The organism is Vibrio sp. B1FLJ16, assembly GCF_905175385.1.
Lineage (GTDB): Bacteria > Pseudomonadota > Gammaproteobacteria > Enterobacterales > Vibrionaceae > Vibrio.
In genome coordinates this window covers 1,810,861-1,837,134 of record NZ_HG992749.1, presented here as the reverse complement: position 1 = coordinate 1,837,134, position 26,274 = coordinate 1,810,861, and the positions used below count along the sequence as shown (strand labels likewise).

Annotated in this window: 26 protein-coding genes, 1 riboswitch and 1 other annotated feature; of the genes, 17 read left to right on the top strand and 9 right to left on the bottom strand. The window is 43.6% G+C overall.

What is annotated here, in order from left to right:
* Window positions 1–3 precede the first annotated feature (3 nt).
* The 3 genes from KHN79_RS08380 to KHN79_RS08370 are packed head-to-tail and all read left to right on the top strand — an operon-like array spanning window position 4 to window position 1,599.
* Window positions 4–516 (top strand): DUF2878 domain-containing protein, encoded by a 513-nt coding sequence (locus KHN79_RS08380; RefSeq protein WP_182008369.1) that lies wholly within the window; start codon window positions 4–6, stop codon window positions 514–516.
* 25 nt (window positions 517–541) lie between these two features.
* Window positions 542–1,072 (top strand): chalcone isomerase family protein, encoded by a 531-nt coding sequence (locus tag KHN79_RS08375; protein WP_244812640.1) that lies wholly within the window; start codon window positions 542–544, stop codon window positions 1,070–1,072.
* The gene (locus tag KHN79_RS08370) at window positions 1,069–1,599 is read left to right on the top strand and encodes a DUF3833 domain-containing protein (RefSeq protein ID WP_182008367.1); all 531 of its coding nucleotides are present in this window, start codon (window positions 1,069–1,071) and stop codon (window positions 1,597–1,599) included. Before KHN79_RS08375 ends, KHN79_RS08370 begins: the two co-directional genes overlap by 4 nt.
* A 77-nt stretch (window positions 1,600–1,676) precedes the next feature.
* On the opposite strand, the gene purB is transcribed toward KHN79_RS08370, so the two are convergent.
* The 3 genes from purB to mnmA form a co-directional block, all read right to left on the bottom strand.
* Window positions 1,677–3,047 carry an adenylosuccinate lyase gene (purB, locus tag KHN79_RS08365; RefSeq protein WP_182008366.1) on the bottom strand — a complete coding sequence of 457 codons (1,371 nt, stop codon included), beginning with the start codon at window positions 3,045–3,047 and terminating at the stop codon, window positions 1,677–1,679.
* A 139-nt stretch (window positions 3,048–3,186) separates the two neighbouring features.
* Complete coding sequence (gene hflD, locus KHN79_RS08360) at window positions 3,187–3,804, bottom strand: high frequency lysogenization protein HflD (protein ID WP_182008365.1); 618 nt, start codon at window positions 3,802–3,804, stop codon at window positions 3,187–3,189.
* A gap of 10 nt (window positions 3,805–3,814) precedes the next feature.
* Window positions 3,815–4,939 (bottom strand): tRNA 2-thiouridine(34) synthase MnmA, encoded by a 1,125-nt coding sequence (gene mnmA, locus KHN79_RS08355; RefSeq protein WP_182008364.1) that lies wholly within the window; start codon window positions 4,937–4,939, stop codon window positions 3,815–3,817.
* Between the two features lie 191 nt (window positions 4,940–5,130).
* Between mnmA and KHN79_RS08350 the strand changes: the two genes are divergently transcribed.
* Both KHN79_RS08350 and KHN79_RS08345 read left to right on the top strand, forming a co-directional pair.
* The gene (locus tag KHN79_RS08350; RefSeq protein ID WP_182008871.1) at window positions 5,131–5,400 is read left to right on the top strand and encodes a hypothetical protein; all 270 of its coding nucleotides are present in this window, start codon (window positions 5,131–5,133) and stop codon (window positions 5,398–5,400) included.
* A gap of 117 nt (window positions 5,401–5,517) precedes the next feature.
* Window positions 5,518–6,822, top strand: a complete 1,305-nt coding sequence (locus KHN79_RS08345; protein WP_182008363.1) for an inosine/guanosine kinase — start codon at window positions 5,518–5,520, stop codon at window positions 6,820–6,822.
* 123 nt (window positions 6,823–6,945) lie between these two features.
* Here KHN79_RS08345 and KHN79_RS08340 read toward each other — a convergent pair whose 3' ends face one another.
* On the bottom strand, window positions 6,946–7,353 hold the full coding sequence (locus KHN79_RS08340) for a DNA-binding protein H-NS (RefSeq protein WP_182008362.1): 408 nt from the start codon (window positions 7,351–7,353) through the stop codon (window positions 6,946–6,948).
* 574 nt (window positions 7,354–7,927) lie between these two features.
* Window positions 7,928–8,108: riboswitch (Lysine riboswitch) on the top strand.
* Between the two features lie 108 nt (window positions 8,109–8,216).
* On the opposite strand from KHN79_RS08340, the gene tet(35) reads away from it, so the two are divergent.
* The gene (gene tet(35), locus KHN79_RS08335) at window positions 8,217–9,818 is read left to right on the top strand and encodes a tetracycline efflux Na+/H+ antiporter family transporter Tet(35) (protein WP_182008361.1); all 1,602 of its coding nucleotides are present in this window, start codon (window positions 8,217–8,219) and stop codon (window positions 9,816–9,818) included.
* A 308-nt stretch (window positions 9,819–10,126) separates the two neighbouring features.
* Here tet(35) and KHN79_RS08330 read toward each other — a convergent pair whose 3' ends face one another.
* On the bottom strand, window positions 10,127–11,080 hold the full coding sequence (locus KHN79_RS08330) for a sigma-54 dependent transcriptional regulator (RefSeq protein WP_182008360.1): 954 nt from the start codon (window positions 11,078–11,080) through the stop codon (window positions 10,127–10,129).
* Window positions 11,081–11,459: 379 nt separating this feature from the next.
* Window positions 11,460–11,597, top strand: a sequence feature (His leader region).
* Window positions 11,598–11,649: 52 nt separating this feature from the next.
* Here KHN79_RS08330 and hisG point away from each other — a divergent pair.
* The 8 genes from hisG to hisIE all read left to right on the top strand — a co-directional run bounded on the left by hisG (window position 11,650) and on the right by hisIE (window position 18,854).
* Window positions 11,650–12,546, top strand: coding sequence for an ATP phosphoribosyltransferase (gene hisG, locus KHN79_RS08325; protein WP_182008359.1), 897 nt, complete (start codon window positions 11,650–11,652; stop codon window positions 12,544–12,546).
* A gap of 5 nt (window positions 12,547–12,551) precedes the next feature.
* Window positions 12,552–13,844, top strand: a complete 1,293-nt coding sequence (hisD, locus tag KHN79_RS08320; protein ID WP_182008358.1) for a histidinol dehydrogenase — start codon at window positions 12,552–12,554, stop codon at window positions 13,842–13,844.
* Window positions 13,845–13,859: 15 nt separating this feature from the next.
* Window positions 13,860–14,900 carry a histidinol-phosphate transaminase gene (gene hisC, locus KHN79_RS08315; RefSeq protein ID WP_182008357.1) on the top strand — a complete coding sequence of 347 codons (1,041 nt, stop codon included), beginning with the start codon at window positions 13,860–13,862 and terminating at the stop codon, window positions 14,898–14,900.
* A gap of 92 nt (window positions 14,901–14,992) precedes the next feature.
* On the top strand, window positions 14,993–16,066 hold the full coding sequence (gene hisB / locus KHN79_RS08310; protein ID WP_182008356.1) for a bifunctional histidinol-phosphatase/imidazoleglycerol-phosphate dehydratase HisB: 1,074 nt from the start codon (window positions 14,993–14,995) through the stop codon (window positions 16,064–16,066).
* A gap of 35 nt (window positions 16,067–16,101) precedes the next feature.
* Window positions 16,102–16,716, top strand: a complete 615-nt coding sequence (hisH, locus tag KHN79_RS08305; protein ID WP_182008355.1) for an imidazole glycerol phosphate synthase subunit HisH — start codon at window positions 16,102–16,104, stop codon at window positions 16,714–16,716.
* Window positions 16,717–16,729: 13 nt separating this feature from the next.
* Window positions 16,730–17,467 (top strand): 1-(5-phosphoribosyl)-5-[(5-phosphoribosylamino)methylideneamino]imidazole-4-carboxamide isomerase, encoded by a 738-nt coding sequence (gene hisA / locus KHN79_RS08300; protein WP_182008354.1) that lies wholly within the window; start codon window positions 16,730–16,732, stop codon window positions 17,465–17,467.
* Window positions 17,449–18,222 (top strand): imidazole glycerol phosphate synthase subunit HisF, encoded by a 774-nt coding sequence (gene hisF, locus KHN79_RS08295; protein WP_182008353.1) that lies wholly within the window; start codon window positions 17,449–17,451, stop codon window positions 18,220–18,222. The genes hisA and hisF overlap by 19 nt, the downstream gene beginning before the upstream one ends.
* Window positions 18,219–18,854: a bifunctional phosphoribosyl-AMP cyclohydrolase/phosphoribosyl-ATP diphosphatase HisIE gene (hisIE, locus tag KHN79_RS08290; protein WP_182008352.1), complete on the top strand. Its 636-nt coding sequence runs from the start codon at window positions 18,219–18,221 to the stop codon at window positions 18,852–18,854. The genes hisF and hisIE overlap by 4 nt, the downstream gene beginning before the upstream one ends.
* A 252-nt stretch (window positions 18,855–19,106) precedes the next feature.
* Here the strand turns inward: hisIE and KHN79_RS08285 are convergent, their stop codons facing one another.
* The 4 genes from KHN79_RS08285 to KHN79_RS08270 all read right to left on the bottom strand — a co-directional run bounded on the left by KHN79_RS08285 (window position 19,107) and on the right by KHN79_RS08270 (window position 22,319).
* Window positions 19,107–19,610 carry a YchJ family protein gene (locus KHN79_RS08285; protein ID WP_182008351.1) on the bottom strand — a complete coding sequence of 168 codons (504 nt, stop codon included), beginning with the start codon at window positions 19,608–19,610 and terminating at the stop codon, window positions 19,107–19,109.
* Window positions 19,611–19,710: 100 nt separating this feature from the next.
* On the bottom strand, window positions 19,711–20,925 hold the full coding sequence (locus KHN79_RS08280; RefSeq protein ID WP_182008350.1) for an EAL domain-containing protein: 1,215 nt from the start codon (window positions 20,923–20,925) through the stop codon (window positions 19,711–19,713).
* Between the two features lie 109 nt (window positions 20,926–21,034).
* On the bottom strand, window positions 21,035–21,763 hold the full coding sequence (lpxH, locus tag KHN79_RS08275) for a UDP-2,3-diacylglucosamine diphosphatase (protein ID WP_182008349.1): 729 nt from the start codon (window positions 21,761–21,763) through the stop codon (window positions 21,035–21,037).
* 61 nt (window positions 21,764–21,824) lie between these two features.
* Window positions 21,825–22,319 (bottom strand): peptidylprolyl isomerase, encoded by a 495-nt coding sequence (locus tag KHN79_RS08270; RefSeq protein WP_182008348.1) that lies wholly within the window; start codon window positions 22,317–22,319, stop codon window positions 21,825–21,827.
* A gap of 204 nt (window positions 22,320–22,523) precedes the next feature.
* Between KHN79_RS08270 and cysS the strand changes: the two genes are divergently transcribed.
* The 3 genes from cysS (at window position 22,524) to KHN79_RS08255 (ending at window position 26,190) form a co-directional block, all read left to right on the top strand.
* Window positions 22,524–23,906 carry a cysteine--tRNA ligase gene (gene cysS / locus KHN79_RS08265; RefSeq protein WP_182008347.1) on the top strand — a complete coding sequence of 461 codons (1,383 nt, stop codon included), beginning with the start codon at window positions 22,524–22,526 and terminating at the stop codon, window positions 23,904–23,906.
* Between the two features lie 76 nt (window positions 23,907–23,982).
* On the top strand, window positions 23,983–24,561 hold the full coding sequence (locus KHN79_RS08260; protein ID WP_182008346.1) for a thymidine kinase: 579 nt from the start codon (window positions 23,983–23,985) through the stop codon (window positions 24,559–24,561).
* Between the two features lie 366 nt (window positions 24,562–24,927).
* Window positions 24,928–26,190, top strand: a complete 1,263-nt coding sequence (locus KHN79_RS08255; RefSeq protein WP_182008345.1) for an imelysin family protein — start codon at window positions 24,928–24,930, stop codon at window positions 26,188–26,190.
* Window positions 26,191–26,274 lie beyond the last annotated feature (84 nt).

The following is a 26,274-nucleotide window of genomic DNA, read 5'->3' as shown; positions in this document are numbered from 1 at the left end:
CAGATGAGAGTGTTTCTGGCGTCAACATGGTTTCAACTCTGTTGGTTTGCCGCTGTTCTCGGTACCTATCAATGGCAATGGGTTACTGTTTTGTTGACGTTAGTGACCCTGGGGTATTGTGTTGTCAGCGATGCCGCTTCCCTGAAGAGTATCGCTGTAGTTACCTTGATAGGGTTGGTTGTTGATACTCTGAATCAACACTTTACCCTTCTTAAATTTCCAACTTCATGGTTGCCAATTTGGTTACTCTGTCTGTGGGCTTTGTTTGCGTGGTATGCCTATCAACTTAAGCCAGTTTTGCATCGTTTCCCAAAAGTTTACGTATCACTAGTAGGTGGCTTTGGGGGAGGGGCTAGTTATTACGCTGGTTACCGGCTACAGGCCGTTGAATTTAACTATGACGTCACCGTTACTTTAATGGCGCTGTTCATCGAGTGGTGTGTTGTGATGTTTTTGATACTTAAGGTATACGGAAATGAAACGCTTACAGGGAAACTTAACCGAGAGACTGATTAGAGGGGTAATACTAGCCTGCTTACTGATGGGTACTTCTTTACAAGCCCAAACTGTAAACAGCAGTTCTGGTAAGTCGAATAGCTCAGACTGGCGTGAATGGAAAACCGTTGGAGAGGCGAAGCTAACCTGGTTTATTTTCGATATCTATACTTCTCGCTTAAAGACGCCAGACGGTGAGTACAAATTGTCGGGTGATATTTCACCTCATCCGTTCGCGCTGGAAATAAACTATCAACGTGATATCAGTAAGCAGCAGTTACTCGATGTTACCGACGAGCAATGGCAAAAGCTTGGATTCACTGACTCTTATCGTCGGCAATGGCTTTCAAATCTAAATACTCTCTTCCCAGAAATTAAAAAGGGAGATGAACTGACTTATCTGACAGACGGTAAAGTAGGGCAACTTATTTACCGTCAAGCGGGCAAAAGTGTGGATCAAACGCTTGGATACGTAAGGGATGAGAAACTTAATGATGCGTTTCTTTCTATCTGGTTGTCGCCTAACACTGAGTACCCAAAACTGCGCAAACAACTTATAGGGCAGGTGAGACCATGATCCTTTTTAAGCGATTAGCTGTTGCTGTGTTAGCTGTTTTTCTGGGTTCTTGTTCTGCCGACATAGATAATTATCAATCATCCGCACCACGTTTTGACCTGTTTGGATACTTCGAAGGAAACGTAAGAGCGTGGGGGATGGTGCAAGACTATACCGAACAGCAGACGCGTCGCTTTGAAGTGGAGATAGTTGGTACTGTAGAAGGCAACAGGCTTACGCTGGTGGAAGACTTCGTTTTTGATGATGGAGAGCTAGACCAGCGAATATGGTTTATCACCAAATTAGATGACGGCAGTTACCAAGGCGAAGCGGATGACATTATAGGTCTAGCGGCGGGGCAAGAACGAGGTAATGCTCTGCAATGGCGCTATGATTTTGAACTGAAAACGGATGATTCAACTATCACGGTTGCGTTTGACGACTGGCTATATCGTCAAGACGATAAGCATGTGTTTAACCTTACCAAAATTAAGAAATTCGGCGTAGAAGTGGGGACAATAACGCTGTTTTTCCAAAAGCAGCCTTAAGCGTCTATACCCTGCTAACAAAAAAAGGTTGACGCTTTCACGTCAACCTTTTCAATTTCTGGCTAATAGTTTAGTACTTATAGCTTGTCAGTCAGCTCGATTGCCTGACCAATGTAATTTGCTGGCGTCATCTCTTTAAGACGTACTTTCTCATGCTCAGGAAGCTCAAGGCCGTCGATGAAGTTACGCATTGCTTCGCCGTCTACACGCTTACCACGAGTTAGCTCTTTTAGTTTCTCGTATGGTTTCTCGATGCCGTAACGACGCATTACTGTTTGTACTGGCTCAGCAAGTACTTCCCAGTTTTGGTCTAGCTCTTTAAGCAGTGCTTCGCGGTTGACTTCCAGCTTACTGATACCTTTCAACGTTGAAGTGTATGCAATTACTGCGTAGCCAACACCAACACCTAAGTTACGTAGAACAGTTGAGTCTGTCAGGTCACGCTGCCAGCGAGAGATAGGCAGTTTTTGCGCAAGGTGACCGAATACTGCGTTCGCAAGACCCAGGTTACCTTCAGAGTTTTCAAAGTCGATTGGGTTAACTTTGTGCGGCATTGTTGAAGAGCCGATCTCACCAGCAATCGTTTTTTGCTTGAAGTGACCTAGTGCAATGTAACCCCAAACGTCACGATCGAAGTCGATAAGGATTGTGTTGAAACGTGCAACTGCATCGAATAGCTCTGCGATGTAATCGTGCGGTTCGATCTGCGTGGTGTATGGGTTCCAAGTTACGCCTAGAGACTCAGTGATGAACTCTTCAGAGAACTTGTGCCAGTCTAGCTCTGGGTAAGCAGACAGGTGTGCGTTGTAGTTACCTACCGCGCCGTTGATTTTCGCTAGGATCTCAACGTTCTCGATCTGTTTGTATTGACGTTCCATGCGGTACGCCACGTTAGCCATTTCTTTACCCATTGTAGATGGAGAAGCAGGCTGACCGTGTGTACGAGACAGAAGGGGAATGTCACGGTACTCAACAGCAAGTGCTTTAATCGCATCGATCAGGTTGCGGATTTCTGGAAGAATTACCGTTTCGCGCGCTTCTTTAAGCATTAGAGCGTGAGAAGTGTTGTTGATGTCTTCAGAAGTACAAGCAAAGTGGAAGAATTCGTTTACTGCGTGCAGTTCAGGAACATCAGCCACTTTTTCTTTTAGGAAGTACTCAACCGCTTTTACGTCGTGGTTAGTGGTGCGCTCAATCTCTTTGATTCGGCGCGCATCTTCTTCAGAGAAGTTTGCAGCAAGGTCGTCTAGGAATTGGTTAGCTTCTGCACTGAAGGCTGGCACTTCTGCGATTTCAGCAGTAGCAGCTAGCTTTTGTAACCAGCGGACTTCAACGATAGTGCGGTATTTTAGCAGACCGTACTCACTGAAAATTTCGCGTAACGCAATCGTCTTACTTCCGTAACGGCCGTCTACTGGTGAAACAGCAGTCAATGCTGACAGTTCCATGATGTTCTCCTGAATTGGGTTTCTAAATTTCGTGAGCGTTATACCAATAACTGTGGCAATTGTCACGAACATTGCGCAAACGTTTGCGCGAGATTTGTTTTAGTCAAAAAATTAGCTCGCGATGAACGCGAGCTATCAATTAGATTCGGGCTAACAGGATCTGCGCCTGCTCGACCATTTTTTTGCGTCCGAAGATTAAGTGACGACGTTTGCCACCAACCTGACGCCAAAGAACTGAACAACGAATGCCAGACAGCAGTAGTGCTCGAACTTTATGCTGAACAGATGTCTGTTGTAGGACTGCCGGTGTACCTGTTACTTGGATACGAGGGCCAATCGGGCTAACTACATCCAGGTAAATGCTTGCTAGATTACTGATCATCTGATCTTCCAGCAACTCAAAATGTTCTGTTTGGCGTTGGGCCATTTGGATACGATCACCAAGCTGCGACATCGCATCGTTGCGAGATGTCAACTTACGTTCCAATGCCATCAGGCTAATAATATAACGAGTGATCTCACTGCCTGATGGCGTGCTATCAATACCTTTTACCAGACATTCAAGGCCGAGTCTCAGATCTGCTTCGCGACCGAATACGCCAATTGTGTTGGCTGGATTCGTGTTCAAAATGGCGTTGATGGATGTTTCAAAAGCATCTTGGTCACAATGTCCGTTTCTCGCAACTTGTTGAACCAAAGCTACAGCTTGGCAAATGCCAGCAAACGCGATAGTACGGTCATAAAGTGTATTCGCCACGTAACAACTCCTAAGCTTGAGAATATTTAATGCGTTGCTCGATGATGCCGCCACCAAGGCAAACGTCATCTTTATAGAACACAGCAGATTGACCCGGAGTCACTGCAATTTGTGGTTCATCAAAGATAACTTTAATGTTCTCATCATCAATTGGAATGATTGTACAAGGAATATCTTGTTGACGGTAACGGGTTTTTACCGTGCACTTCATAACATCGCGAATTGGCTCACGATCTACCCAATGAAGTTGTGATGCAAGTAGACCTTCTGATTTAAGCATTGGATGGTCTTTGCCTTGTACCGCTATTAACACGTTACGTTTTAGATCTTTTTCACCAACAAACCATGGTTCTTCATTACCACCACCGCCTTTGCGGCCTCCAATATGCAGGCCTTTGCGTTGACCTAGCGTGTGGTACATCAGACCTTGGTGCTGGCCAATGACTTCACCTTCTGGTGTTTCGATGTTACCAGGTTGCGCTGGCAGGTAACGACCTAAGAAGTCAGTAAACTTGCGCTCTCCGATGAAGCAGATACCAGTTGAGTCTTTCTTCTTCGCCGTAATTAAATCTTGCTCTTCCGCGATACGTCGTACTTCTGGCTTTTCTAAATCACCAACAGGGAACAGACTGCGAGCAACTTGTTCGTGGCTTAGTGTATACAGGAAATAGCTCTGATCTTTATTACTATCCAGACCACGTAGCATTTGAGGTTTTTCACCGTTTTCCGGGAAAGAACGACGTACATAGTGACCCATAGCGATGTAATCGGCATCGAGTGCTTCGTCAGCAAATTCTAGGAATGCTTTGAATTTGATTTCTTTGTTACAAAGAATGTCAGGGTTAGGCGTACGACCTGCTTTGTACTCAGCAAGGAAGTATTCAAACACGTTATCCCAGTACTCTGCTGCAAAGTTAATGGTGTGTAGGTGGATGCCAAGTTTGTCACATACTGCCTGAGCGTCGGCTAAATCTTCTGCCGCTGTGCAATATTCTTCGTTGTCATCCTCTTCCCAGTTCTTCATAAACAGGCCTTCTACCTGGTAGCCTTGTTGCTTTAGAAGATACGCAGAAACAGATGAATCAACGCCGCCGGACATACCGACGATGACTTTCTTTTGGCTGTTATCAGACATTACTAAACACCACTAAAATAAACGGGACGCAGATTCTAACAGAAACCACACACCGGTGACAGATCCGAGACGGAAATCACAATTTGTTTTTGCTGTATTTTCAAGCAGCAAAACTATCGATTGATAATTTCCCTAAGTATAGAGGACTTATATATGGCATAGTTACCCAAAATCCAAGAGGTAATATGAAGATGACAGACGAAAATAAGTTCATGCAAGAAGCTGAGTTAATTGAGATTGTTGAAAACCAGTTAGAAGATGGCAACCCAATCAAAGTAAAAGAAACATTAATGCGCTTAATGATGACGGGAACACCGCGTGAAGACGCAATCGCCATGATGGCTTGCGCTATGTCAATTGAGGTGTTTGATGTTATGAAAAATGAAGGTGAATTTAACCTGAAGCGTTATAGCGAGCACCTGGAACAGCTTCCGGATTTAAGCTTTATGGAAGGGGAATAACTCGTCGAAAATAAAAAAAGAGGAAGGTAATCGTTTGCTATAATTGCTTTTATTGCTGCTTTGTTAATAGCGTTATAGAATCCGTTCTCTTTTTCTTCCCTTACTCAGACGAACAATATGAAATTTCCTGGACAACGCAAATCCAAGCATTATTTTCCTGTACATGCTCGCGACCCATTAGTGAGTCAAGCACAAGAAAGCAAGAAGATGACGCGCACTCATATCATTGGCATCGACCAAACTTTGGTAGATATTGAAGCTAAAGTTACCTCAGATGTGATTGAAAAGTACGGGTTGAGTAAAGGTCATTCGTTGGTTATTGATGATGCAACAGCAGAAGCACTTTACCAGCACCTGAGAGAAGAGAATCTCATCAGCAACGAATACGCCGGTGGTACGATTGGAAATACGCTCCACAACTACTCGGTTCTCGCTGATGACCGTTCGACGCTGCTGGGAGTGATGAGCCAGGACATCAAAATTGGTAGTTACGGCTATCGATACCTTTGCAAAACGTCCAGCCGCATGGATCTAAATTATCTTCAAGGCGTTGACGGTGCGATTGGGCGCTGTTTTGCCCTGATCACTGAAGATGGTGAACGCACCTTTGCAATTAGCGAAGGTCAGATGAATCAGCTTCACCCTGATAATATCCCTGAAAAAATCTTCAAAAATGCTTCTGCATTGGTGCTCACATCGTATTTGGTTCGTTGTAAAGAAGGCGACCCAATGCCTGAAGCAACGATGAAGGCCATTGAGTTTGCGAAAAAATACGATGTGCCAGTTGTATTAACGCTGGGAACTAAATTTGTTATTCAGGATGATCCAGAGTACTGGCAAGAATTTATTCGTGACAATGTTTCTGTTGTTGCAATGAATGAAGATGAAGCAGAAGCGTTAACAGGAGAGTCTGATCCGTTAGCTGCATCAGATAAAACGCTAGAATGGGCTGATTTAGTGCTTTGTACTGCAGGGCCTGTTGGTTTGTTTATGGCCGGTTACACGGAAGAAAGTGCGAAACGTGAAACGACGTTGCCATTACTTCCAGGCTCAATAGCGGAATTTAACCGTTATGAATTTAGTCGCCCAGCGAAAAAAGAGTCATGTGAATCGCCAATAAAAGTGTACTCACATATATCTCCATATATGGGCGGGCCTGAAAAAATTAAGAATACCAATGGGGCAGGTGATGCTGCATTATCTGCTGTTCTTCATGATATGGCTGCCAATAAATACCACAAAGAAAATGTGCCTAACTCAAGTAAGCATAGTCATGAGTATTTAACTTACTCTTCTTTCTCACAGGTTTGTAAATATGCTAACCGCGCGAGCTATGAGGTTCTTGTTCAGCACTCTCCACGTCTCTCACGTGGTCTTCCTGAGCGTGAAGATAGTCTTGAAGAAGCATATTGGGAACGTTAATTTATTTATGAATTAACAGTTTGTTCATGAATGTAAATATGGCGCGTTAGGATATGCGCCATATTTATTTGTTGTTACAAAAAAAAAAGGCTCCCTGAGGAGCCTTTTTTATAAAAAGCAATTTTAGATTAGGAAATCGTCCAGCGATTTACCAGCATCAAGCTGCTCTTGGATTGCAGAAGGTGTACGACCTTGACCTGTCCAAGTTTTTTCTTGGCCATTAGTGTCAGTGTACTTGTATTTTGCAGGGCGAGGAGCACGCTTAGACTTGGCTTTAGACTTAGTTTCGCCAGAAAGTGCACTAATAAGTGCTTCAACGTCGATGCCGTCTTGAGCAATTTTATCTGCAATTTCAGCTAGTTTAGCTTCTTGCTCAGCTTGCGCTGCGCGTTCTGCTTCTTCCGCTTCGATGCGTTCTGCTACAACAGTAGTCAGTTTATCTAGAGCTTCTTCCAATTGTTCTAGAGTCAGCTCACGAGAAAATGCACGAAGGCTACGGATATTTAGAAGTGTTTTAGTCAGCTCTGACATAACGATTCCTATTAATAGATTAATGTGTTTGGCACTTTTTATCGCTACGACCGAATAATGCCATTCTACAAATAAATAGTAAGTCCTTATATTTAACTTTATCTTTTGGTTATGTGCAAATACTAAATTGAGTTTTTGTTTAATTTTTGCGAGTTTTTCTAGATAAGTAATATTATTAATTAGTAAATATTACTTAATGAGATGAAAATTCAAGTTCTGTCGCATTATCGCGTGTTCATTACTATTGATAATTTTTGTTAATAAATCTAAATCGCGCTTTCTCCATCGTGTAATAGCAAAGTAATCGAAGTTTTCCACTTCTCATTAACCTTATTTATCAAATCAAAGTGAATTATGACATTTGTTAATGGCAAAGAGGTTTCATAATAGATTCAATTGAAATGATGCTAGTTGCACAATAATCACTTAAGGTTACTGAATTTAAGCGTTTGTTATAGATTTATTTTAGTTTGATGTGTTGCATTGGTCCTCATCATGAGTACAATAACGTCACCTGATGCAATATTGCAGATATATTGTTGCTAAATTGTTTATTTAGTGGTCGATTGTTTGTTATTGCCGTAGAGGTGCAGTCTCGAAGAGTAGCTATTATTGGGGTGATGCCAATGAATAATAGTGGAAGGCGAAGATTGCCGAAGTAAGTAATCCATCAAAGTTACTTGCTGGGGTTGTATTCGAAAGGAACAACACTGCCATAGTATATTTACATTAAACTATGGAGCGCTACTGTAGGGTTGGGTGGAGTGTTCGCTTCCCTGTCGCTAAGTTCAACATGAGCGTGCTTTAAAATAGCATGACTTGTCTGCAGTAGATCTCTAGCCAAACTTTGGTTTTTGAAGATCATGAATTTAATAGATTTCTCTAGTGACCCTGTTTCGTTATTACCGCCGCTTGTCGCATTGACACTGGCGATTTTGACTCGAAAAGTATTAATTTCCCTGGGCGTAGGTGTCGTACTGGGTGCGATTCTACTCAACGACTGGTCTATCGTTGATTCCGCCAGTTATGTCAGTTCAAAAGTGTCTTCTGTTTTTATAGAAGATGGTGGTCTGAATACTTGGAATATGAGTATTGTTGGCTTCCTTATTCTATTAGGGATGACAACGGCTTTGTTAACGCTATCTGGCGGTACTCGTGCATTTGCTGAATGGGCTCAATCTCGAGTAAAAAGTAAGCGCGGCTCTAAACTTCTTGCTGCCTTTTTAGGTGTGTTCATTTTTGTCGACGATTACTTTAACAGTCTTGCTGTTGGCGCGATCTCACGTCCGGTAACGGATCGCTTTTATGTCTCGCGAGCTAAACTAGCGTATATCCTGGATTCCACAGCAGCACCAATGTGTGTGATTATGCCGGCTTCTAGCTGGGGTGCTTATATCATTACAATTATTGGTGGGATTTTGGTTTCGCATGGTATTACCGAGTACTCGGCTCTAGGGGCATATATTCGCTTGGTTCCGATGAACTTTTATGCGGTATTTGCCTTACTAATGGTTTTTGCTGTTGCTTGGTTCGGGCTAGATATTGGTAAGATGCGTGAGCATGAAATTTCTGCATCTCAAGGCCGAGGCTTTGATAAAGATACCGAGAATGATGCTCCCGAGGCACATGAGATCAATGAAGAGCTTGATATCCGTGAGAGCGATAAAGGCCGGGTTTCTGACCTAGTGCTGCCTATCGTAACGCTCATCGTCGCGACCATCGCTTCTATGCTTTACACCGGTGGTCAGGCGTTGGCTGCTGACGGTAAAGAGTTCGCGTTGCTAGGCGCATTTGAGAATACAGATGTCGGTACTTCTCTTATCTACGGTAGCTTACTTGGTTTAGCGGTTGGCTTGTATACAGTGCTTAAGCAAGGCATCCCAATGGCTGAGATTATCCGCACGCTTTGGATTGGTGCTAAATCAATGTTTGGCGCGATTCTAATCCTTGTTTTTGCATGGACGATTGGTTCTGTTATCGGTGACATGAAAACAGGGTCTTACTTGTCTACACTGGCACAAGGTAATATTAACCCACACTGGCTTCCAGTAATTCTGTTCTTATTGTCTGGCTTGATGGCATTTTCGACCGGCACATCTTGGGGTACTTTCGGTATCATGTTACCTATTGCAGGCGATATGGCAGGCGCAACTGATATTGCTCTTATGCTACCAATGCTAAGTGCGGTGTTAGCGGGTGCGGTGTTTGGTGACCACTGTTCTCCAATTTCTGATACTACGATTCTTTCATCGACTGGCGCACGTTGTAATCATATTGATCACGTAGCTACACAGTTACCTTATGCATTGTCAGTCGCGCTTGTATCTTGTGTAGGCTTTATCAGCTTAGGCATGACAGCATCTGTGGCTCTCTCTTTCATGGCGGCATCGATTACGTTTGTTATTGTTTGTGCGGTTTTGTCGTGGTTGTCTAAATCTAAAATGGCATCGTACCAAAAAGTATAATGAATTTAGGTTAGCTAAAAATTAGAAAGCTCCGCTAGAAATAGCGGAGCTTTTTTGCGATTTAGTGTTTAAAATATCGCTTGGCTTGTGAGCAACTTGCGCTACTCATTGACGATGTAGCCCAAAGAGGTTGTTGTGAATATGATGGCGTCATCCAACCTCGTAAAAGTCGACATTGAATATACGAGATCCATGGAAGATATCACTACAGTCGTTACTTAGGTTGGACTGTTTAAGCGATCAGAGCTTAAGTAAATGAAATGTTTGGATAATGCTGTTACACAATGTCACGTTACAGGTTTACAAATCTAAACACTCAAATTGTGTTTTTTGATCAAACGATACAACGTGGTTCTGGATATGCCGAGGCTACGGGCGGTAGCCGTCATATTATGCTTATTTCTTTCTATAGCTTGTAAGAGGTAGTTAAGGTCAATTTGCTTACGGGGAGAAGGAGACGTACTTTCGATATTTTCAAGACCCAAATTCTCAGCAAGTAGCGTACGATCCTCACACAAAACAATCGCGCGCTGAATTACGTTCCGCAACTCACGGACATTTCCCGGCCATTGGTGTTTTAAAAGTATCGCCTCTACTTCTGGAGACATAGTATTTAACGGTCCGCCTGATAGGTTTCTCAAGAAATGCTCCGCTAGCATAAGAATATCTAGTCCTCTTTCTCTAAGTGGCGGTATAGAGAGGGGTAAAATATTAAGTCTGTAGAACAAGTCTTCCCGAAAGTCACCATGTACTACTTCACTTAGTAAGTTTACGTTACTGGCCGCTATGACACGGCAGTCTACATTAATCTTTTTAGCTGCTCCGACTTTGCTTATTTCTTTGCTTTCCAAAAAATGTAAGAGGTGAGTTTGAAGTTCAGGAGGCATATCTCCGATTTCATCCAAAAACAGAGTTCCTTTATCCGCTTTTTGAATAAACCCGATGCGATCAGAAATGGCGCCGGTAAATGCGCCTTTTTCATGCCCAAATAATTCTGTCGCTACTAGGCCACTTGGTATCGCACCACAATTTACTTCGATAAAAGGTTTCAATCTTCTCGTCGAAAATTGATGGATGAGGCGAGCACACAAGCCTTTGCCTACACCTGTCTCACCCTGGATGAGTACTTCGGCATCGCATTGGGCGTACTTCCTGATTACCTTACGGAGTTTTTGAATACACTCGGTGTTTCCAATTAATGAATGTATATCAGCATCGCAGACACCCGCATCTCGGTTCGCGTTATTGGTATGCCATTTCATATAATTCTAATTTTATTGGTTATTTAGGTTTAGTTTAGACCCGCTAAAATAATAGTTTTTAATGAGTGGCCTGAAGGCGAAGTGATTGTCTCTTTATTGAGACATTTATTGATTTCATATAGCAAATGTGTCTAAAAATATGCTTATTAACAACTTAGTAATTAGTTTGATTTACGATTAATGAGCTAAATTAAACGTTAGTTACCTAATTGCTTACTTATTATTTTGGATGATGATTGTTCAAAATCAATGGTTTAGGTTGATGGAACAAAGAAAGATAAATTTTTGGTTGAAAAAAATCGAATCCTTGGTTAGTGTGGTTGTTAACAACTCAACGGATATAAGTTTAAATAACTATGCGCAATTTTGTAATGAACATTCATCACCATCATCACCCAATCTAGTCTTTCGGGAGATGCGCGCATACCCGGGAGGCAGGAAGCTCCCGGCGGTTGAAATCAAAGAAATTCAGATTTAAAACCCTCGGGAGAGAACAATCTCCCGAGGGTTTTTTCGTTTTTGGCTTTTAAAATAATTTAGATTTCAATATCTTGGATAGGGACAAAGCAATGCAAACACAACGCTTAAGAATCGCAATTCAGAAAAAAGGTCGCCTTAGCAAAGAGAGCCAGGCTCTACTTAAACAATGTGGTGTCAAATTTAATTTAATGGGTGAGCGACTTGTGGTTCATTCAGAAAATATGCCAATCGATTTGTTGCTAGTTCGTGATGACGACATTCCAGGACTGGTTATGGATGGTGTCGTAGATCTTGGCTTTATCGGTGAAAATGAACTGGAAGAAGTACGTTTAGACCGCAAAGCGCAGGGAGAACCATCGGAATTTGTTCAGCTTCGTCGTCTTGATTTCGGCGGGTGTCGATTGTCTATTGCCATCGACAAAGACGAAGAATACAACGGTCCCCAAGACTTAGCAGGTAAGCGTATTGCTACAACCTACCCACACTTACTTAAAGCGTATATGGATCAAGCTGGCGTAGCTTTCTCAACCTGTATGCTAACAGGCTCGGTTGAAGTTGCTCCACGAGCAGGTCTGGCTGATGCGATTGCGGATTTAGTTTCTACCGGTGCAACGCTGGAAGCAAACGGGCTAAAAGAAGCTGAAATCATCTTTAAATCAAAAGCAACGTTGATTCAACGTACCGGTGAATTCGACGCGGATAAGACGGCCCTGATTAATAAACTGCTTACGCGTATGCAGGGCGTACAGCAAGCCAAAGAATCAAAGTACATCATGCTGCATGCTCCAGCCGACAAGCTTGAGCAAATTAAAGCCTTGTTACCAGGCGCAGAAGATCCAACGGTGTTACCACTCTCAGCAGACAAATCAAAAATGGCTGTTCACTTAGTAAGTTCCGAGAATCTGTTCTGGGAAACAATGGAGCAGCTGAAAGAGCTTGGTGCTAGCTCAATTCTAGTGCTACCAATTGATAAAATGATGGAGTAAGCACAATGAGAACAGTCGTTTGGCAATCGTTAAGTGAAAATCAGCAAGATTCAATTTTGGAACGTCCGGCTATCACAGAAGGTGCAAATATTACTGCTGCGGTCGCAGAAGTAATTGCGAAAGTTCGTAACGAAGGTGATGCTGCACTTTTAGAGCTGACAGAGAAATTTGACCGGGTAAAACCAGATTCAATTCGCGTTTCAGCTAAAGAGATTGATGCTGCATCAGAACGTCTATCAGAGCAGATGAAAGGAGCTCTAAACCAAGCTTATGCAAACATCTCCAAATTTCACAAAGCGCAAAAGCCTCAGCCTATCAAGGTAGAGACACAGCCTGGTGTCATGTGTGAGCAAGTTACCCGTCCAATTCAAAAAGTGGGTTTATATATTCCTGGTGGTAGTGCACCACTGCCATCGACAGTGCTGATGCTTGGTGTACCTGCCAAAATTGCTGGTTGTCGTAAAGTAGTCTTGTGCTCTCCGCCACCTATCGCTGACGAAATCCTCTACGTAGCGAAACTTTGCGGTATCGATGAGGTATATAACGTTGGCGGCGGTCAAGCTGTTGCTGCGATGGCTTACGGAACAAAAACAGTGGCTAAAGTCGATAAAATCTTTGGTCCGGGTAACGCCTATGTCACTGAGGCAAAACGTCAGGTAAGTAATGATTTCCGTGGTGCAGCAATTGATATGCCTGCAGGTCCTTCTGAGGTACTGGTACTTGCTGATGAAACCGCTGACCCTGACTTTATTGCGGCTGATTTACTTAGCCAGGCAGAGCACGGTCCAGATTCACAAGTGGTATTGGTTACTCCTTCACCGATCATTGCTGATCAAGTGACAGATGCGGTTCAACGCCAATTGAAGCAATTGTCGCGTGCCGATATTGCTGAAAAAGCACTAGGTTCAAGTTTAATTATTATTGCCGAGTCCTTAACTCAAGCTGTGTCTATCTCGAACTTTTACGGCCCTGAACACTTAATTGTACAGACTAAAAATCCGCGTGAGTTGCTACCACTTCTTGATAATGCAGGCTCTATATTCTTGGGCGACTGGTCACCTGAGTCTGCGGGTGATTATGCGTCAGGTACTAACCACGTACTTCCGACGTATGGTTACACGCGTACCTATTCCAGCTTGGGTTTAGCGGACTTCTCCAAGCGTATGACGGTACAGGAACTGTCTGAAGAAGGGCTTAAGAATCTGGCTCCAACAGTTGTTACGATGGCAGAAGCGGAAGGTTTGGATGCACACAAACGTGCAGTGACGATACGTGTAGAAAAACTGGCAGCGAAGTAAGAAGGGAATATTGAGATGGAAAAGCTAGCGCGTAAACAAGTCCAGAAACTAACACCTTACCTATCTGCTCGTCGTATTGGAGGTAGTGGTGATGTGTGGCTCAACGCCAACGAATCACCATTTGATAATGAATACAAAACGGAATTTGCTCGTCTTAACCGTTACAGCGAATGTCAGCCAAAAGAGCTTATTTCTGCATATGCTGCTTATGCTGGTGTCAAACCAGAACAGACTCTGACTTCTCGCGGTGCAGACGAGGGTATTGAACTACTTGTTCGCGCCTTTTGTGAACCGGGTGAAGATGCCATTCTCTACTGTCCGCCTACTTACGGTATGTATGCGATTAGCGCAGAGACTATCGGTGTTGAGCGCAAAACAGTACCTTTGACTTCGGACTGGCAGCTGGATCTCGCTGGTATCGAAGCAAATCTGGAAAACGTTAAGCTTGTGTTTGTATGTTCGCCGAACAACCCGACGGGTAATTTAGTTAAGCGCGAAGATATCGTCTCATTACTTGAGATGACTAAAGACCGGGCCATAGTGGTTATGGACGAAGCGTATATCGATTTTTGCCCGGAAGCGTCAACCGTAGACTTATTGGAACAGTACCCGAACTTAGCGATCTTACGTACGTTATCGAAAGCCTTTGCTCTCGCTGGTCTTCGCTGTGGCTTTACGCTTGCTAATGAAGAGCTGATTAATGTGCTTCTTAAAGTCATTGCGCCTTATCCGGTTCCGGTTCCGGTTGCAGAAATTGCAATACAAGCGTTATCAGAGGCCGGTCTGGCCCGCGCTAAATATCAGGTTCTTGACCTCAATGCGAACCGAGCTTACCTGCAAGTCGGGTTAACTATGATTCCGGGTCTTGAGGTGTTCGAAGGATGGGGGAACTACTTATTGGTTAAGTTCCCTGACGGCGATGCATTGTTTAAAGCTGCATGGGATACAGGAATTATTTTACGTAATTCACCAATCGAAAACTGTGTACGTATCAGTGTTGGAAACCGCGAAGAATGCGAAAAGACACTTGGATTTATTCGAAACCACTATTCGTAAAGTTGTACAGCCGTAAAGTAGTAAAGCCGTAAAGTTACCAAGCTTCCATTCTTGAGTGGGGGCCAACGAAGATTAGCAATAAGGATGTTCCAGTGAGTAAACAACAAAAAATCCTTTTTATCGACCGTGATGGCACATTGATTGTTGAGCCGCCGATTGATTTTCAAGTAGATCGCTTAGACAAGCTGCAACTCGAGCCATACGTGATCCCGAGCCTGTTAGCTCTTCAGGATGCTGGTTACTGTTTAGTGATGGTGACCAACCAGGATGGTTTAGGTACAGACAGCTACCCACAAGAAGACTTTGATGCGCCACACAATATGATGATGGAGATTTTCGAATCTCAAGGCGTAAAGTTTGATGACGTACTGATTTGTCCTCACTTTGATGAAGATAACTGTTCTTGTCGTAAGCCTAAGCTTGGCATGGTGAAAGAATACCTTCAGGGTGGCAAAGTAGATTTCCAAAACTCGGTAGTGATTGGTGACCGAGCAACGGACCTACAACTTGCTGAAAATATGGCGATTCGCGGTATTCAATACAACCCTGAAACCATGGGCTGGAAGCAAATCCTTAAAGATCTGACTGTGAAAGCTCGTGTTGCCGAAGTTACACGCACGACTAAAGAAACTGATATTAAAGTGGCAGTCAACCTTGATGAACAAGGTGGCAATGAGATCTCAACTGGTTTGGGGTTCTTTGACCATATGCTTGATCAGATAGCGACTCACGGTGGCTTTCAGCTTGTGTGTAAGGTCGAAGGCGATCTTCACATCGATGATCACCACACAATCGAAGATACAGCACTGGCCCTTGGTCAGGCATTGAAAGAAGCATTAGGTGATAAACGTGGTATAGGTCGATTCGGTTTCAGCCTTCCGATGGATGAATGTCTGGCGCAATGCGCGTTGGATTTATCCGGTCGTCCATACCTCAAGTTCGATGCTGAATTTGGCCGCGATCAGGTAGGTGATTTATCTACGGAGATGGTTGTGCACTTCTTCCGCTCTCTAACGGATACTCTGGCATGTACGCTACACCTTTCTTCTGCGGGTGATAACGATCACCACATCATCGAGAGCTTGTTTAAAGCGTTTGGTCGCACTCTTCGTCAGGCGATCAAAGTAGAAGGTAATGAGCTGCCAAGTAGTAAGGGCGTTCTCTAAGGTATGCCTCAGAGTAAAGTTAGGAGATGAGTACAGTGACAGAACAAAAAGTTGTGATAATTGATACTGGCTGTGCCAACGTTTCTTCGGTGAAATTTGCCATTGAGCGTCTTGGCTACAAAGTAACAATTTCGAAAGATCCTCTAGTCGTATTGTCGGCCGACAAACTTTTCTTACCTGGTGTTGGTACAGCAAGCGAAGCGATGAAAAATCTTAAGGAACGCGACCTTATTGAGCTGGTTAAGAAAGTTGAAAAGCCGCTTCTTGGTATTTGCCTCGGAATGCAATTACTCGGTAAAGTTTCTCAAGAAAAAGGCCAGAAAGCGGACGAGTTAGTAGAGTGTTTGGGGCTTTGCGATGGAGAAGTAAAATTGCTTCAAACCGGCGATTTACCTCTCCCTCACATGGGCTGGAATACGGTGTCAGCGAAATCTGGTAATCCGTTGTTTAAAGATATTGAAGAAGGTGAGTATTTCTACTTTGTACACAGTTTTGCTATGCCAGTGGGGGATTACACAATTGCAGAGTGTGATTATGGAAATCCGTTTACTGCGGCAGTACAAAGTGGCAACTACTATGGTGTTCAGTTCCACCCAGAGCGTTCTTCAAAAGCGGGCGCGAAGCTTATTCAGAACTTCTTAGAACTATAAAAAGGGATTTAGTGTGATTATTCCAGCTCTTGATTTAATTGAAGGACAGGTGGTTCGTCTTTACCAAGGTGATTACGGCCAAGTAACCGAATACAAAGTTGATCCAGCAGAGCAGTTCAACTTATACCATCAGGCAGGTGCAAACTGGCTTCACCTAGTGGATTTAACTGGTGCAAAAGACACATCAGCACGTCAGCTTGATTTGATTGCAAAACTGCTTGCTAGCACGCCAGCAAATATCCAGATTGGTGGTGGCGTCCGCAGTGAGCAAGATGTTATGGATTTACTTGAAGCCGGCGCTCAGCGAGTCGTAATTGGCTCGACGGCAGTTAAACAGCCAGAGTTAGTTAAAGGATGGATGGAAAAATACGGTGCAGAAAAGATTGTACTGGCTTTGGATATTAACATTGACGCGGACGGAACGCGTAAAGTGGCAATTTCTGGCTGGCAGGAAGATTCAGGTGTTACGATTGAAGCACTGATTGATGACTACCTAACTGTTGGTTTAAAGCACGTACTGTGTACGGATATCTCCCGAGATGGAACGTTAGAAGGGTCAAACGTTGAGTTGTACGTGGATCTTTGCAATCAGTATCCTCAAGTGCAATTCCAGTCTTCAGGTGGTATCGGCTCACTGGCGGATATCGAAGCACTTAGAGGTAGCGGAGTGGCTGGTGTTATTGTTGGCCGAGCGTTACTCGACGGTAAGTTTACAGCAGAGGAGGCATTTGCATGCTGGCAAAGCGAATAATCCCATGTCTAGATGTGCGTGATGGTCAGGTAGTTAAAGGCGTTCAATTTCGTAACCATGAAATCATCGGTGACATTGTCCCTCTGGCGAAGCGTTATGCGGAAGAAGGCGCAGATGAGTTAGTATTCTACGATATCACCGCATCTAGTGACGGACGTGTGGTAGATAAAAGCTGGGTGAAACGCGTAGCCGAAGTTATTGACATTCCTTTCTGTGTCGCAGGTGGTATTAAATCAGCAGAAGACGCAGCACGAATCTTGGAGTTTGGTGCAGATAAAGTGTCTATAAACTCTCCTGCGTTGGCTGATCCGCAATTGATTACTGATCTTGCAGATAAGTTCGGTGTGCAATGTATCGTTGTTGGTATCGACTCATACTACGACAAAGATACTGGTAAGTACCAAGTTTACCAGTTTACGGGTGATGAAGAGCGAACGAAAGCGACGCAATGGGAAACTCGTGATTGGGTACAAGAAGTGCAAAAGCGCGGAGCCGGTGAAATCGTATTGAACATGATGAACCAAGATGGCGTGCGCAACGGTTACGATATTGAACAGCTCAATATGGTACGCGAAGTATGTAAAGTTCCTCTGATTGCTTCTGGCGGCGCTGGTGCAATGGAGCACTTCGCAGAGGCGTATCAAAAAGCGAATGTCGACGGTGCATTAGCTGCGTCAGTGTTCCACAAACAAGTCATCAATATTGGCGAGTTGAAAAAGTATTTAAAACAGCAAGGGATAGAGGTACGAGTATGAGTTTTACAGCCGCCGAAGTAAGTTCGCTACAAGAGCGAATCAACTGGGAGAAGGTGGATGGTCTGGTACCTGCTATTGTCCAGGACTTCCAGTCCAGCCAAGTGCTGATGATGGGTTACATGAATCAGGACGCGCTAGCTAAAACAGGTGAAACAGGTCAGGTAACGTTTTTCTCCCGTACTAAAGAACGTTTGTGGACCAAAGGAGAAACCTCAGGTAACGTTCTTCAGTTGGTGAATATCTCACTGGATTGTGACGATGATACTTTGCTTGTGAAAGTTAATCCGATTGGTCCTACGTGCCACACAGGTACCACAACATGCTGGGACGGTGATCCACAGGAAGAGTCTCAGATGGTGTGGCTTCATCAACTTGAGCAGTTACTGGCTGCCCGCAAGAACTCCGACCCTGAATCCTCGTATACCGCGAGTCTTTATGCCCGTGGCACGAAGCGTATTTCGCAGAAAGTGGGCGAAGAAGGTGTTGAAGTCGCGCTTGCGGCAACGTCGGGTGATAAGGCGGAACTAGTGTGTGAATCCGCTGATTTAGTTTATCACTTGCTGGTGTTGCTTCAGGATCAGGGCTTGTCGATGAATGATGTCGTAAACAAGCTGAAAGAACGCCATAAGTAGGAAAAAGAAAGGAACTAGGATCCTAGGTTTTAGGATCCTAGGTTTCTAAGGGAGAGCGCTGAAGTTTATGTGCCAACTAGCGATTTTTGTTCTTGTTGTTTTGGAATACTGATTACAGAGTACAGACGTATTTGATATTATATTGAACAATAATCCGTAATATCATGCCGCTACCCACTTAACCTTGCGTTTATTACTGAACTACCAATAAACTCCTCTAGGATCCTAGAACCTAACATCTAGGACCTTCTTTTACCCACAACACTTCTTAAATTTCTTACCGCTGCCGCATATACACGGATCGTTACGGCCGACTTTAAGAGCGTTCACTGGCTGGCTGAGGCGAGGATCTTGCTCCGTTTCTTCTTCTGGAAATGTACCGTCAATGTAGTACCAAAGACCATTTTCTTTAACAAAGCGTGAGCGTTCAGTGAGACAGTATCGTTTACCGTCTTCATTGAAGTAAGCGTTAAACTCTACAAAACCTTCATTTTCGCTACAGCCTGGTTCGGCCTTTATTACTTCGAGTTTGCACCAGTCGCTATCAATAGATTGTGCAATACCTTCACGTTGTTCTTCTGCATTGCAACTTGGGTGGTAAGTGGCAACAACAAAATCAACCAAACCTAAAACATGAGCGCTGTAGCGTGAGCGCATGAGTTGTTCTGGTGTTTTTACGTTGGCGTGGTCGTTGTGAGCATCTTCGCAGCATTGCTGATAAGTCAGAGTAGAACCACATGGGCAAGAAGAAGACATAAAAAGAAATCTCGAATGAATAATAATCTAGTAGGGAAGGGGCATTATACACCCATATTCGTCGAAACTTCGAATGTCTATATAAATCTAGCCTGTTGGTTTAAGCGCTTTGGGACATTAAATCCTGAGCCCATTCCATAGACTCATTAAATGCTTCTACAAGTTGGGTTTCTGAAAGTTTCAGGGCTGAACAATATTTCTCGATGGTTTCCCAGTCAGCTTGCTCGTAAGTAATAGAGAGGGAGAGTAGGTAGCCCAAAACCCCTTTTCGGCTGGTTAACGCGAGCTTAATATCATCGTCTACAGGGATGTCGTCTATCACGTCTGCAAGCGGTTGATCGAGCAATGAGCCCAGTAGTGAAAACATGCCAGTCAGAAAAGCTTGCCCGGGATCGTATTTAGTCTTCATCTGGCTTAGCAAAAGTTCACACATGCGAGCACGCTGAATAGCAAGTGCATACAAGGAATCGGGCTTGTCGTCTTGTACTGATGCGATAGCTACGAGTGATATAAAGCGTCTTAAGCGATCTTCGCCAAGATAAATCAAAGCTTGTCTGAACGACTTAATTTTCGTGCTAAGCGTATAACCAGAATTGACGAAAGTAAGCAGTTTGTATGAAAGCGTAATATCAATTGAAAATAGTCGTTCTACTTCATCAAAATCGATAGGCTTATCTGCAATCTCTTTACACAGTTGGATGACAGCCAAAAAAGAGGGCTTCAGGCGTTTTTTCTTTATCATTTCTGGCTTACTAAAGAAATAACCCTGAAAGTAGTTAAACCCAGCATCTAGTGCTTGTGTAAACTCTTCGTATGTCTCAACTTTTTCAGCAAGAAAGCTAATTTTGTATTGGCTGAGTGCTTTAATATAACTCGCTGCTTTATTGATAGGAACCATACGAATATCAAACTTAATGATTGATATGTATGGAAGGAATTGTATCCAGGCTTTAGTTGGGACGAAATCGTCCAGAGCGATTCGATAGCCTAACTTATGTAGGTGCTTTACAGCTCCAAGAAGCGCTTCAGTTGGCTCGCAATCCTCCAGAACTTCAATAACTAATGAGTCTTTTGGAAACAGGGTCGGTACTAAATTTATTAGGCTTTGCTGCGGGAAGTTAACAAACCCGAGCTTATTGCCCAAAGTATTGTAGTGTGTCGACATAAAATGGTCAGATAGCAAACGACTAGTAGCCAGTTCTGGTTCTACTTCAGGGAAGGTATTTTTAGGGCCGTCGCGAAATAGAAGCTCATAACCTATGGTTCGCTTTTCTCTATCTAAAATTGGCTGACGGGCTACGTAAGAATACTTCAATTAGGTACTTCTTTTGGCTTAACTGACTGATGTGATAATAATTACTTTTTTGTGAAATATCTATGCTTAACGTCTTAATATTGTGAGTGATAGAGGGGTTTTGTGTAAATTATGTGTCAAATGGCCTTGTTTTAAGGTCTAAACCGTTGTAATCCACATGCAATACAGACCCTTGCGTATACCAATCACCTAAAACGATACGAGTTTTGGGCATGCCATTGACGTCAAACACATGAGTCTTCGGACGATGCGTGTGACCATGAATCATGAGGTCGACAGAATATTGTGACATCACTTGCTCAACTTCACTCTGATTCACGTCCATAATATCCATAGGCTTACTTTTTTTGTCATCTCGAATATCCGACTGAACTTTCGCAACTATCTTTTTCTTAATAAACCACGGGATATGATTGAATACCCATTGTAGCCAAGGTTGGTGAACAGTCTTACGAAATTTTTGGTAATCCACGTCGTCAGTACAGAGTGTGTCGCCATGCAAAATCACAGCTCGGGTTCCATAAAGATCAATGGTACAAACATCTTCAAGTAGTGTTATTCCGGTCTGTTTACAAAAACGCTCACCCAATAGGAAATCCCTGTTTCCCTGAATAAAGAATACCGCGACACCATTATCAGTAAGATTTTTAAATTCTGACCGAATTTGATTCGCGAAAGGGGTCTTATCATCGTCGCCGACCCAAAACTCGAAAAGATCACCCAATACGTAAAGTGCATCGGCAGTTTTTGCTTCTGTACGCATAAAGGTCATAAAACACTGCGTAATGTCAGGACGCTTAGGAGTAAGGTGTAGATCAGATATAAATAATGTCGTCATAGAAATAAGGGGAGGCGATGCCTCCCCATTTAAATTAGTTCTGGGTAATAATTCTTACGAATTACTCTTCAATTGTTGTACCAGTAATGACTACGTCTTCTAGTGGTACGTCTTGGTGCATGCCGTAAGAACCAGTGCTAACGCCTTTGATCTTGTTTACGATGTCCATGCCTTCAACTACTTCACCAAAAACACAGTAACCCCAACCGTCCAGGCTTTCGCTACGGAAATCCAGGAATGTATTGTTATTTACGTTAATGAAGAACTGAGAGCTTGCTGAGTGCGGCTCCATTGTACGTGCCATAGCAAGTGTACCGACTTTGTTGCTCAGACCGTTGTTTGCTTCGTTTTTGATAGGTGCACGTGTTGCTTTTTCACGCAGACCTGATTCCATGCCACCACCTTGGATCATGAAACCATCAATAACACGGTGGAAAAGCGTGTTGTCGTAAAAACCGTCGCGGCAGTACTGAAGGAAGTTTGCGCTTGTTTCTGGCGCTTTTTCTTCGTTTAGTTGAATCTTGATGTCACCAAAATTAGTGTGAAGGGTGATCATGCTACTGTCCTTTACTGTGTTGTATTGAATCCGAGATTCTAGCCTAAGTTGTCACGCTTTAAAAACTCAGGAAGAGGAAATTAATCGTTGTATGGATGAAGTTTAGCCAATTATCCTTTTTATCGATCAATTGTTATTACCTAATAAGGCTGGAATTGTTATACTCGGCCTTCTTTTATTCATTCACAATCATAGATAGAGATCATGTTAAAGATATATAACACACTCACAAGACAGAAAGAGGAATTCAAACCAATTACGGCCGGTAAAGTTGGCATGTATGTCTGTGGAGTTACCATCTACGATCTCTGTCACATCGGCCACGGTCGTACTTTTGTCTCTTTTGATGTTGTATCACGTTACCTGCGTTACTTGGGTTACGATCTGACATTCGTTCGTAATATCACGGATATCGACGACAAAATCATCAAGCGCGCGGCAGAAAACGGTGAATCTTGTGACTCACTGACCGAGCGTCTTATCGGTGAAATGCACGCTGATTTTGATGCGCTGAACATGAAACGTCCAGACGTTGAGCCTCGTGCCACGCAGTTTATTTCTGAAATCATCGAGTTAGTTGAAAAGCTGATTGAACGTGGTTTTGCATACGTTGCAGATAATGGTGACGTAATGTTCGAAGTAGGCAAGTTTGACGAATACGGTAAACTGTCTAAACAAGACCTTGATCAGCTTCAGGCTGGTGCTCGTGTCGATATCGAAACCGCAAAACGCAGCCCACTGGATTTTGTTCTGTGGAAAATGTCTAAGCCTGGCGAACCGACATGGGAATCCCCATGGGGCCCAGGCCGTCCGGGGTGGCACATTGAGTGTTCTGCGATGAACTCTTCTATTCTGGGGAACCACTTTGATATCCACGGCGGCGGCTCTGACCTTCAGTTTCCTCACCATGAGAATGAAATCGCTCAGTCATGCTGTGCTCACGACACTCAGTACGTGAATACCTGGATGCACAGCGGAATGGTGATGGTAGACCGCGAGAAAATGTCTAAGTCTCTGGGTAACTTCTTTACGATCCGTGACGTATTAGGTCATTACGATGCTGAAACAGTGCGTTACTTCCTAATGTCAGGTCACTACCGTAGTCAGCTGAACTACAGCGAAGAGAACCTGAACCAAGCGCGTGCGTCTCTTGAGCGTCTGTATACGTCGCTGCGTGGTCTTGATTTGAAAGCTGCACCTGCTGGTGGTGAAGAGTATGTTACTCGCTTCACTGCTGCGATGAATGATGATTTCAATACACCAGAAGCGTACTCAGTGCTGTTCGACATGGCGCGTGAAGTCAACCGTCTGAAGACCGAAAACCTTGAGAAAGCGAGTGAGCTTGGCGCATTAATGCGTGAGCTGGCTGAGGTTATCGGCATTCTTCATCAGGATCCTGAGGCCTTCCTTAAAGGTGATGCGGGTAACGATGACGAAGTGGCAGAAATTGAAGCGCTGATCAAGCTGCGTAACGATTCTCGTGCTGCTAAAGATTGGGCAAATGCAGACATGGCGCGTGATAAGCTGACTGAAATGGGCATCGTACTTGAAGATGGCCCTGAAGGTACAACGTGGCGTCGTAAGTAATTGAATTTTATAAAAGGGCTGATGATTCAGCCCTTTTCTTTGCTAGCTATTATATATTTTAACAAGGTAATGCACTGTGGCTCAGATGTATTTCTATTACTCGGCAATGAATGCGGGTAAATCGACAACTCTTCTTCAATCTTCTTTTAACTATCAAGAACGTGGTATGACGCCAGTGATCTTCACCGCAGCGCTCGATGACCGCTATGGTGTTGGCAAGGTGAGTTCACGGATTGGTTTGCAGTCTGATGCGCACCTATTCCGCCCGGACAGCAATTTATACCAGGAAATTGCAGCTTTAAATGAAGTGGAAAAACGTCATTGTATTTTAGTCGATGAATGTCAGTTCTTATCAAAAGAGCAGGTGTATCAGTTGACTGAAGTGGTCGACAAATTACACATTCCCGTACTTTGTTATGGTCTTCGTACCGATTTTCTTGGTGACCTTTTTGAAGGCAGCAAGTATTTGCTTTCCTGGGCTGATAAGTTGGTTGAACTTAAAACAATTTGTCACTGTGGCCGCAAGGCAAACATGGTTATCCGTACTGATGAGCTCGGCGTGGCAATTAAAGAGGGTGACCAGGTTGCGATTGGTGGTAACGATCGTTACGTTTCAGTTTGCCGTCAGCATTACAAAGAAGCATTAGGGAAGTAACTCCTTGATTGTCAGAGCAGGTTCTGAAAAGTCTCTTAGGTTACTTACTACACATTATCAGGCTTTCCAGCGTACTGATTAGGCATATTCACTCTTCCATACGGTCCTTTATTAGGGCCGTTTTTTATATCCGTAGTCTGCTTTTATCGTACTCATCTTCGAACATAGCCTTCGAAATCCCAATTCCTTTACGAAACACGTTAGTCAGGAACTCACATAGACGACTCTGTCACACAGACAACGCTTTTTTTTGAATCTCAAGTTGCAAAAAAATTGTAAATTTGTATTATCTCGTGATTAAAAGTGTAAATAAGAATAATTAGCACTATTACTACAGAATTACATTGCTCAACAAGGATGCTTCAAATGAATGCAAAAACAGTTTTAGTCCAAGCTATTGCTGCCTCTTTTCTCATTTCCAGTGGTGCTGCGGTTGCTACTCAGATAACTGAACAACAAGTTGTCGAGCACTACGCTGATGTTGCTCATGCAGTATTTGCAGACTCACTGACAACGGCAAAAACGCTTAATGTAAAAATTGATGAATTTCTGAATACTCCTTCTGCTGCAAAGCTTGAAGAAGTAAAGCAGGCTTGGCTTGACTCTCGCGTACCTTATCAACAATCTGAAGTATTCCGTTTTGGTAACGCAGTTGTAGACGACTGGGAAGGTCAGCTTAATGCATGGCCGTTAGATGAAGGCCTTATCGATTACGTTGCAGCAGATTACCAATATGAACTCGGTAACGAAGGTGCAGCGGCTAACATTGTTGCAAACACAAACCTCACTATTGGTTCAACGAAACTGGATGTTTCAAAAATTACCCCTGAACTGATTGCAGATCTAAATGAAGTCGGTGGTTCTGAAGCGAACGTTGCTTCTGGCTATCACGCAATTGAGTTTCTGCTTTGGGGTCAGGATCTTAACGGTAACAATGCGGGTGCTGGTCAACGAGCATACACGGACTTCGTTGTTGGCTCTGGCTGTACTAACGGCAACTGTGACCGTCGCGGTGAGTACCTTAAAGCGGCTGCGGGTCTGTTAATTCAAGATCTGGAGTGGATGGAGAAGCAGTGGTCTTCTGATGTAAAAGACAATTACCGTCAGGAGCTATTAGCAGATTCAGCTCAAAATGGTCTGCGTAAAATGCTGTTCGGCATGGGTTCTCTTTCTCTTGGAGAACTGGCTGGCGAACGCATGAAAGTAGCTCTGGAAGCTAACTCAACAGAAGATGAGCACGATTGTTTCTCTGATAACACGCACAACTCTCATTACTACAATGAGCAAGGCATCTACAACGTTTACACCGGTTCGTATAAGCGTCAAGACGGTACGCTACTTAGTGGCCCAAGCATTGCTAATTTAGTTACACAGAAAGATGCGCAAGCAGGCAAAGAGATTCAAAAGCAGTTTGATGATACACGTAATCAAGTCGGCGAGCTGGTGACATCTGCTGAGAAGAATAACCAGCACTTTGATCAGCTGATCGCTGCTGGAAACGAGCAAGGCAACGCGCTGGTTAATGAGACTATCATGGCTCTTGTTGCGCAAACTGGTGCAATAGAACGTGCTGCCGGTATCGTAGGCATTGATAGCCTGAGCCCGGACACTGCTGACCACGAGTTTTAAAATCAAAGTAAAGTAATTACCCAAGGGCTCATCTTACAGATTGAGCCCTTTGCCGTTTGAGCTCGCTGTTATCAATTCATTTAA

Coding starts and splice junctions, on each gene's coding strand:
- KHN79_RS08380 (WP_182008369.1), top strand. CDS start 4: ATGAGAGTGTTTCTGGCGTCAACATGGTTTCAACTCTGTTGGTTTGCC.
- KHN79_RS08375 (WP_244812640.1), top strand. CDS start 542: ATGGGTACTTCTTTACAAGCCCAAACTGTAAACAGCAGTTCTGGTAAG.
- KHN79_RS08370 (WP_182008367.1), top strand. CDS start 1,069: ATGATCCTTTTTAAGCGATTAGCTGTTGCTGTGTTAGCTGTTTTTCTG.
- purB (WP_182008366.1), bottom strand. CDS start 3,047: ATGGAACTGTCAGCATTGACTGCTGTTTCACCAGTAGACGGCCGTTAC.
- mnmA (WP_182008364.1), bottom strand. CDS start 4,939: ATGTCTGATAACAGCCAAAAGAAAGTCATCGTCGGTATGTCCGGCGGC.
- KHN79_RS08350 (WP_182008871.1), top strand. CDS start 5,131: ATGACAGACGAAAATAAGTTCATGCAAGAAGCTGAGTTAATTGAGATT.
- KHN79_RS08345 (WP_182008363.1), top strand. CDS start 5,518: ATGAAATTTCCTGGACAACGCAAATCCAAGCATTATTTTCCTGTACAT.
- KHN79_RS08340 (WP_182008362.1), bottom strand. CDS start 7,353: ATGTCAGAGCTGACTAAAACACTTCTAAATATCCGTAGCCTTCGTGCA.
- KHN79_RS08330 (WP_182008360.1), bottom strand. CDS start 11,080: ATGAAATGGCATACCAATAACGCGAACCGAGATGCGGGTGTCTGCGAT.
- hisG (WP_182008359.1), top strand. CDS start 11,650: ATGCAAACACAACGCTTAAGAATCGCAATTCAGAAAAAAGGTCGCCTT.
- hisD (WP_182008358.1), top strand. CDS start 12,552: ATGAGAACAGTCGTTTGGCAATCGTTAAGTGAAAATCAGCAAGATTCA.
- hisC (WP_182008357.1), top strand. CDS start 13,860: ATGGAAAAGCTAGCGCGTAAACAAGTCCAGAAACTAACACCTTACCTA.
- hisF (WP_182008353.1), top strand. CDS start 17,449: ATGCTGGCAAAGCGAATAATCCCATGTCTAGATGTGCGTGATGGTCAG.
- hisIE (WP_182008352.1), top strand. CDS start 18,219: ATGAGTTTTACAGCCGCCGAAGTAAGTTCGCTACAAGAGCGAATCAAC.
- KHN79_RS08285 (WP_182008351.1), bottom strand. CDS start 19,610: ATGTCTTCTTCTTGCCCATGTGGTTCTACTCTGACTTATCAGCAATGC.
- lpxH (WP_182008349.1), bottom strand. CDS start 21,763: ATGACGACATTATTTATATCTGATCTACACCTTACTCCTAAGCGTCCT.
- KHN79_RS08270 (WP_182008348.1), bottom strand. CDS start 22,319: ATGATCACCCTTCACACTAATTTTGGTGACATCAAGATTCAACTAAAC.
- cysS (WP_182008347.1), top strand. CDS start 22,524: ATGTTAAAGATATATAACACACTCACAAGACAGAAAGAGGAATTCAAA.
- KHN79_RS08255 (WP_182008345.1), top strand. CDS start 24,928: ATGAATGCAAAAACAGTTTTAGTCCAAGCTATTGCTGCCTCTTTTCTC.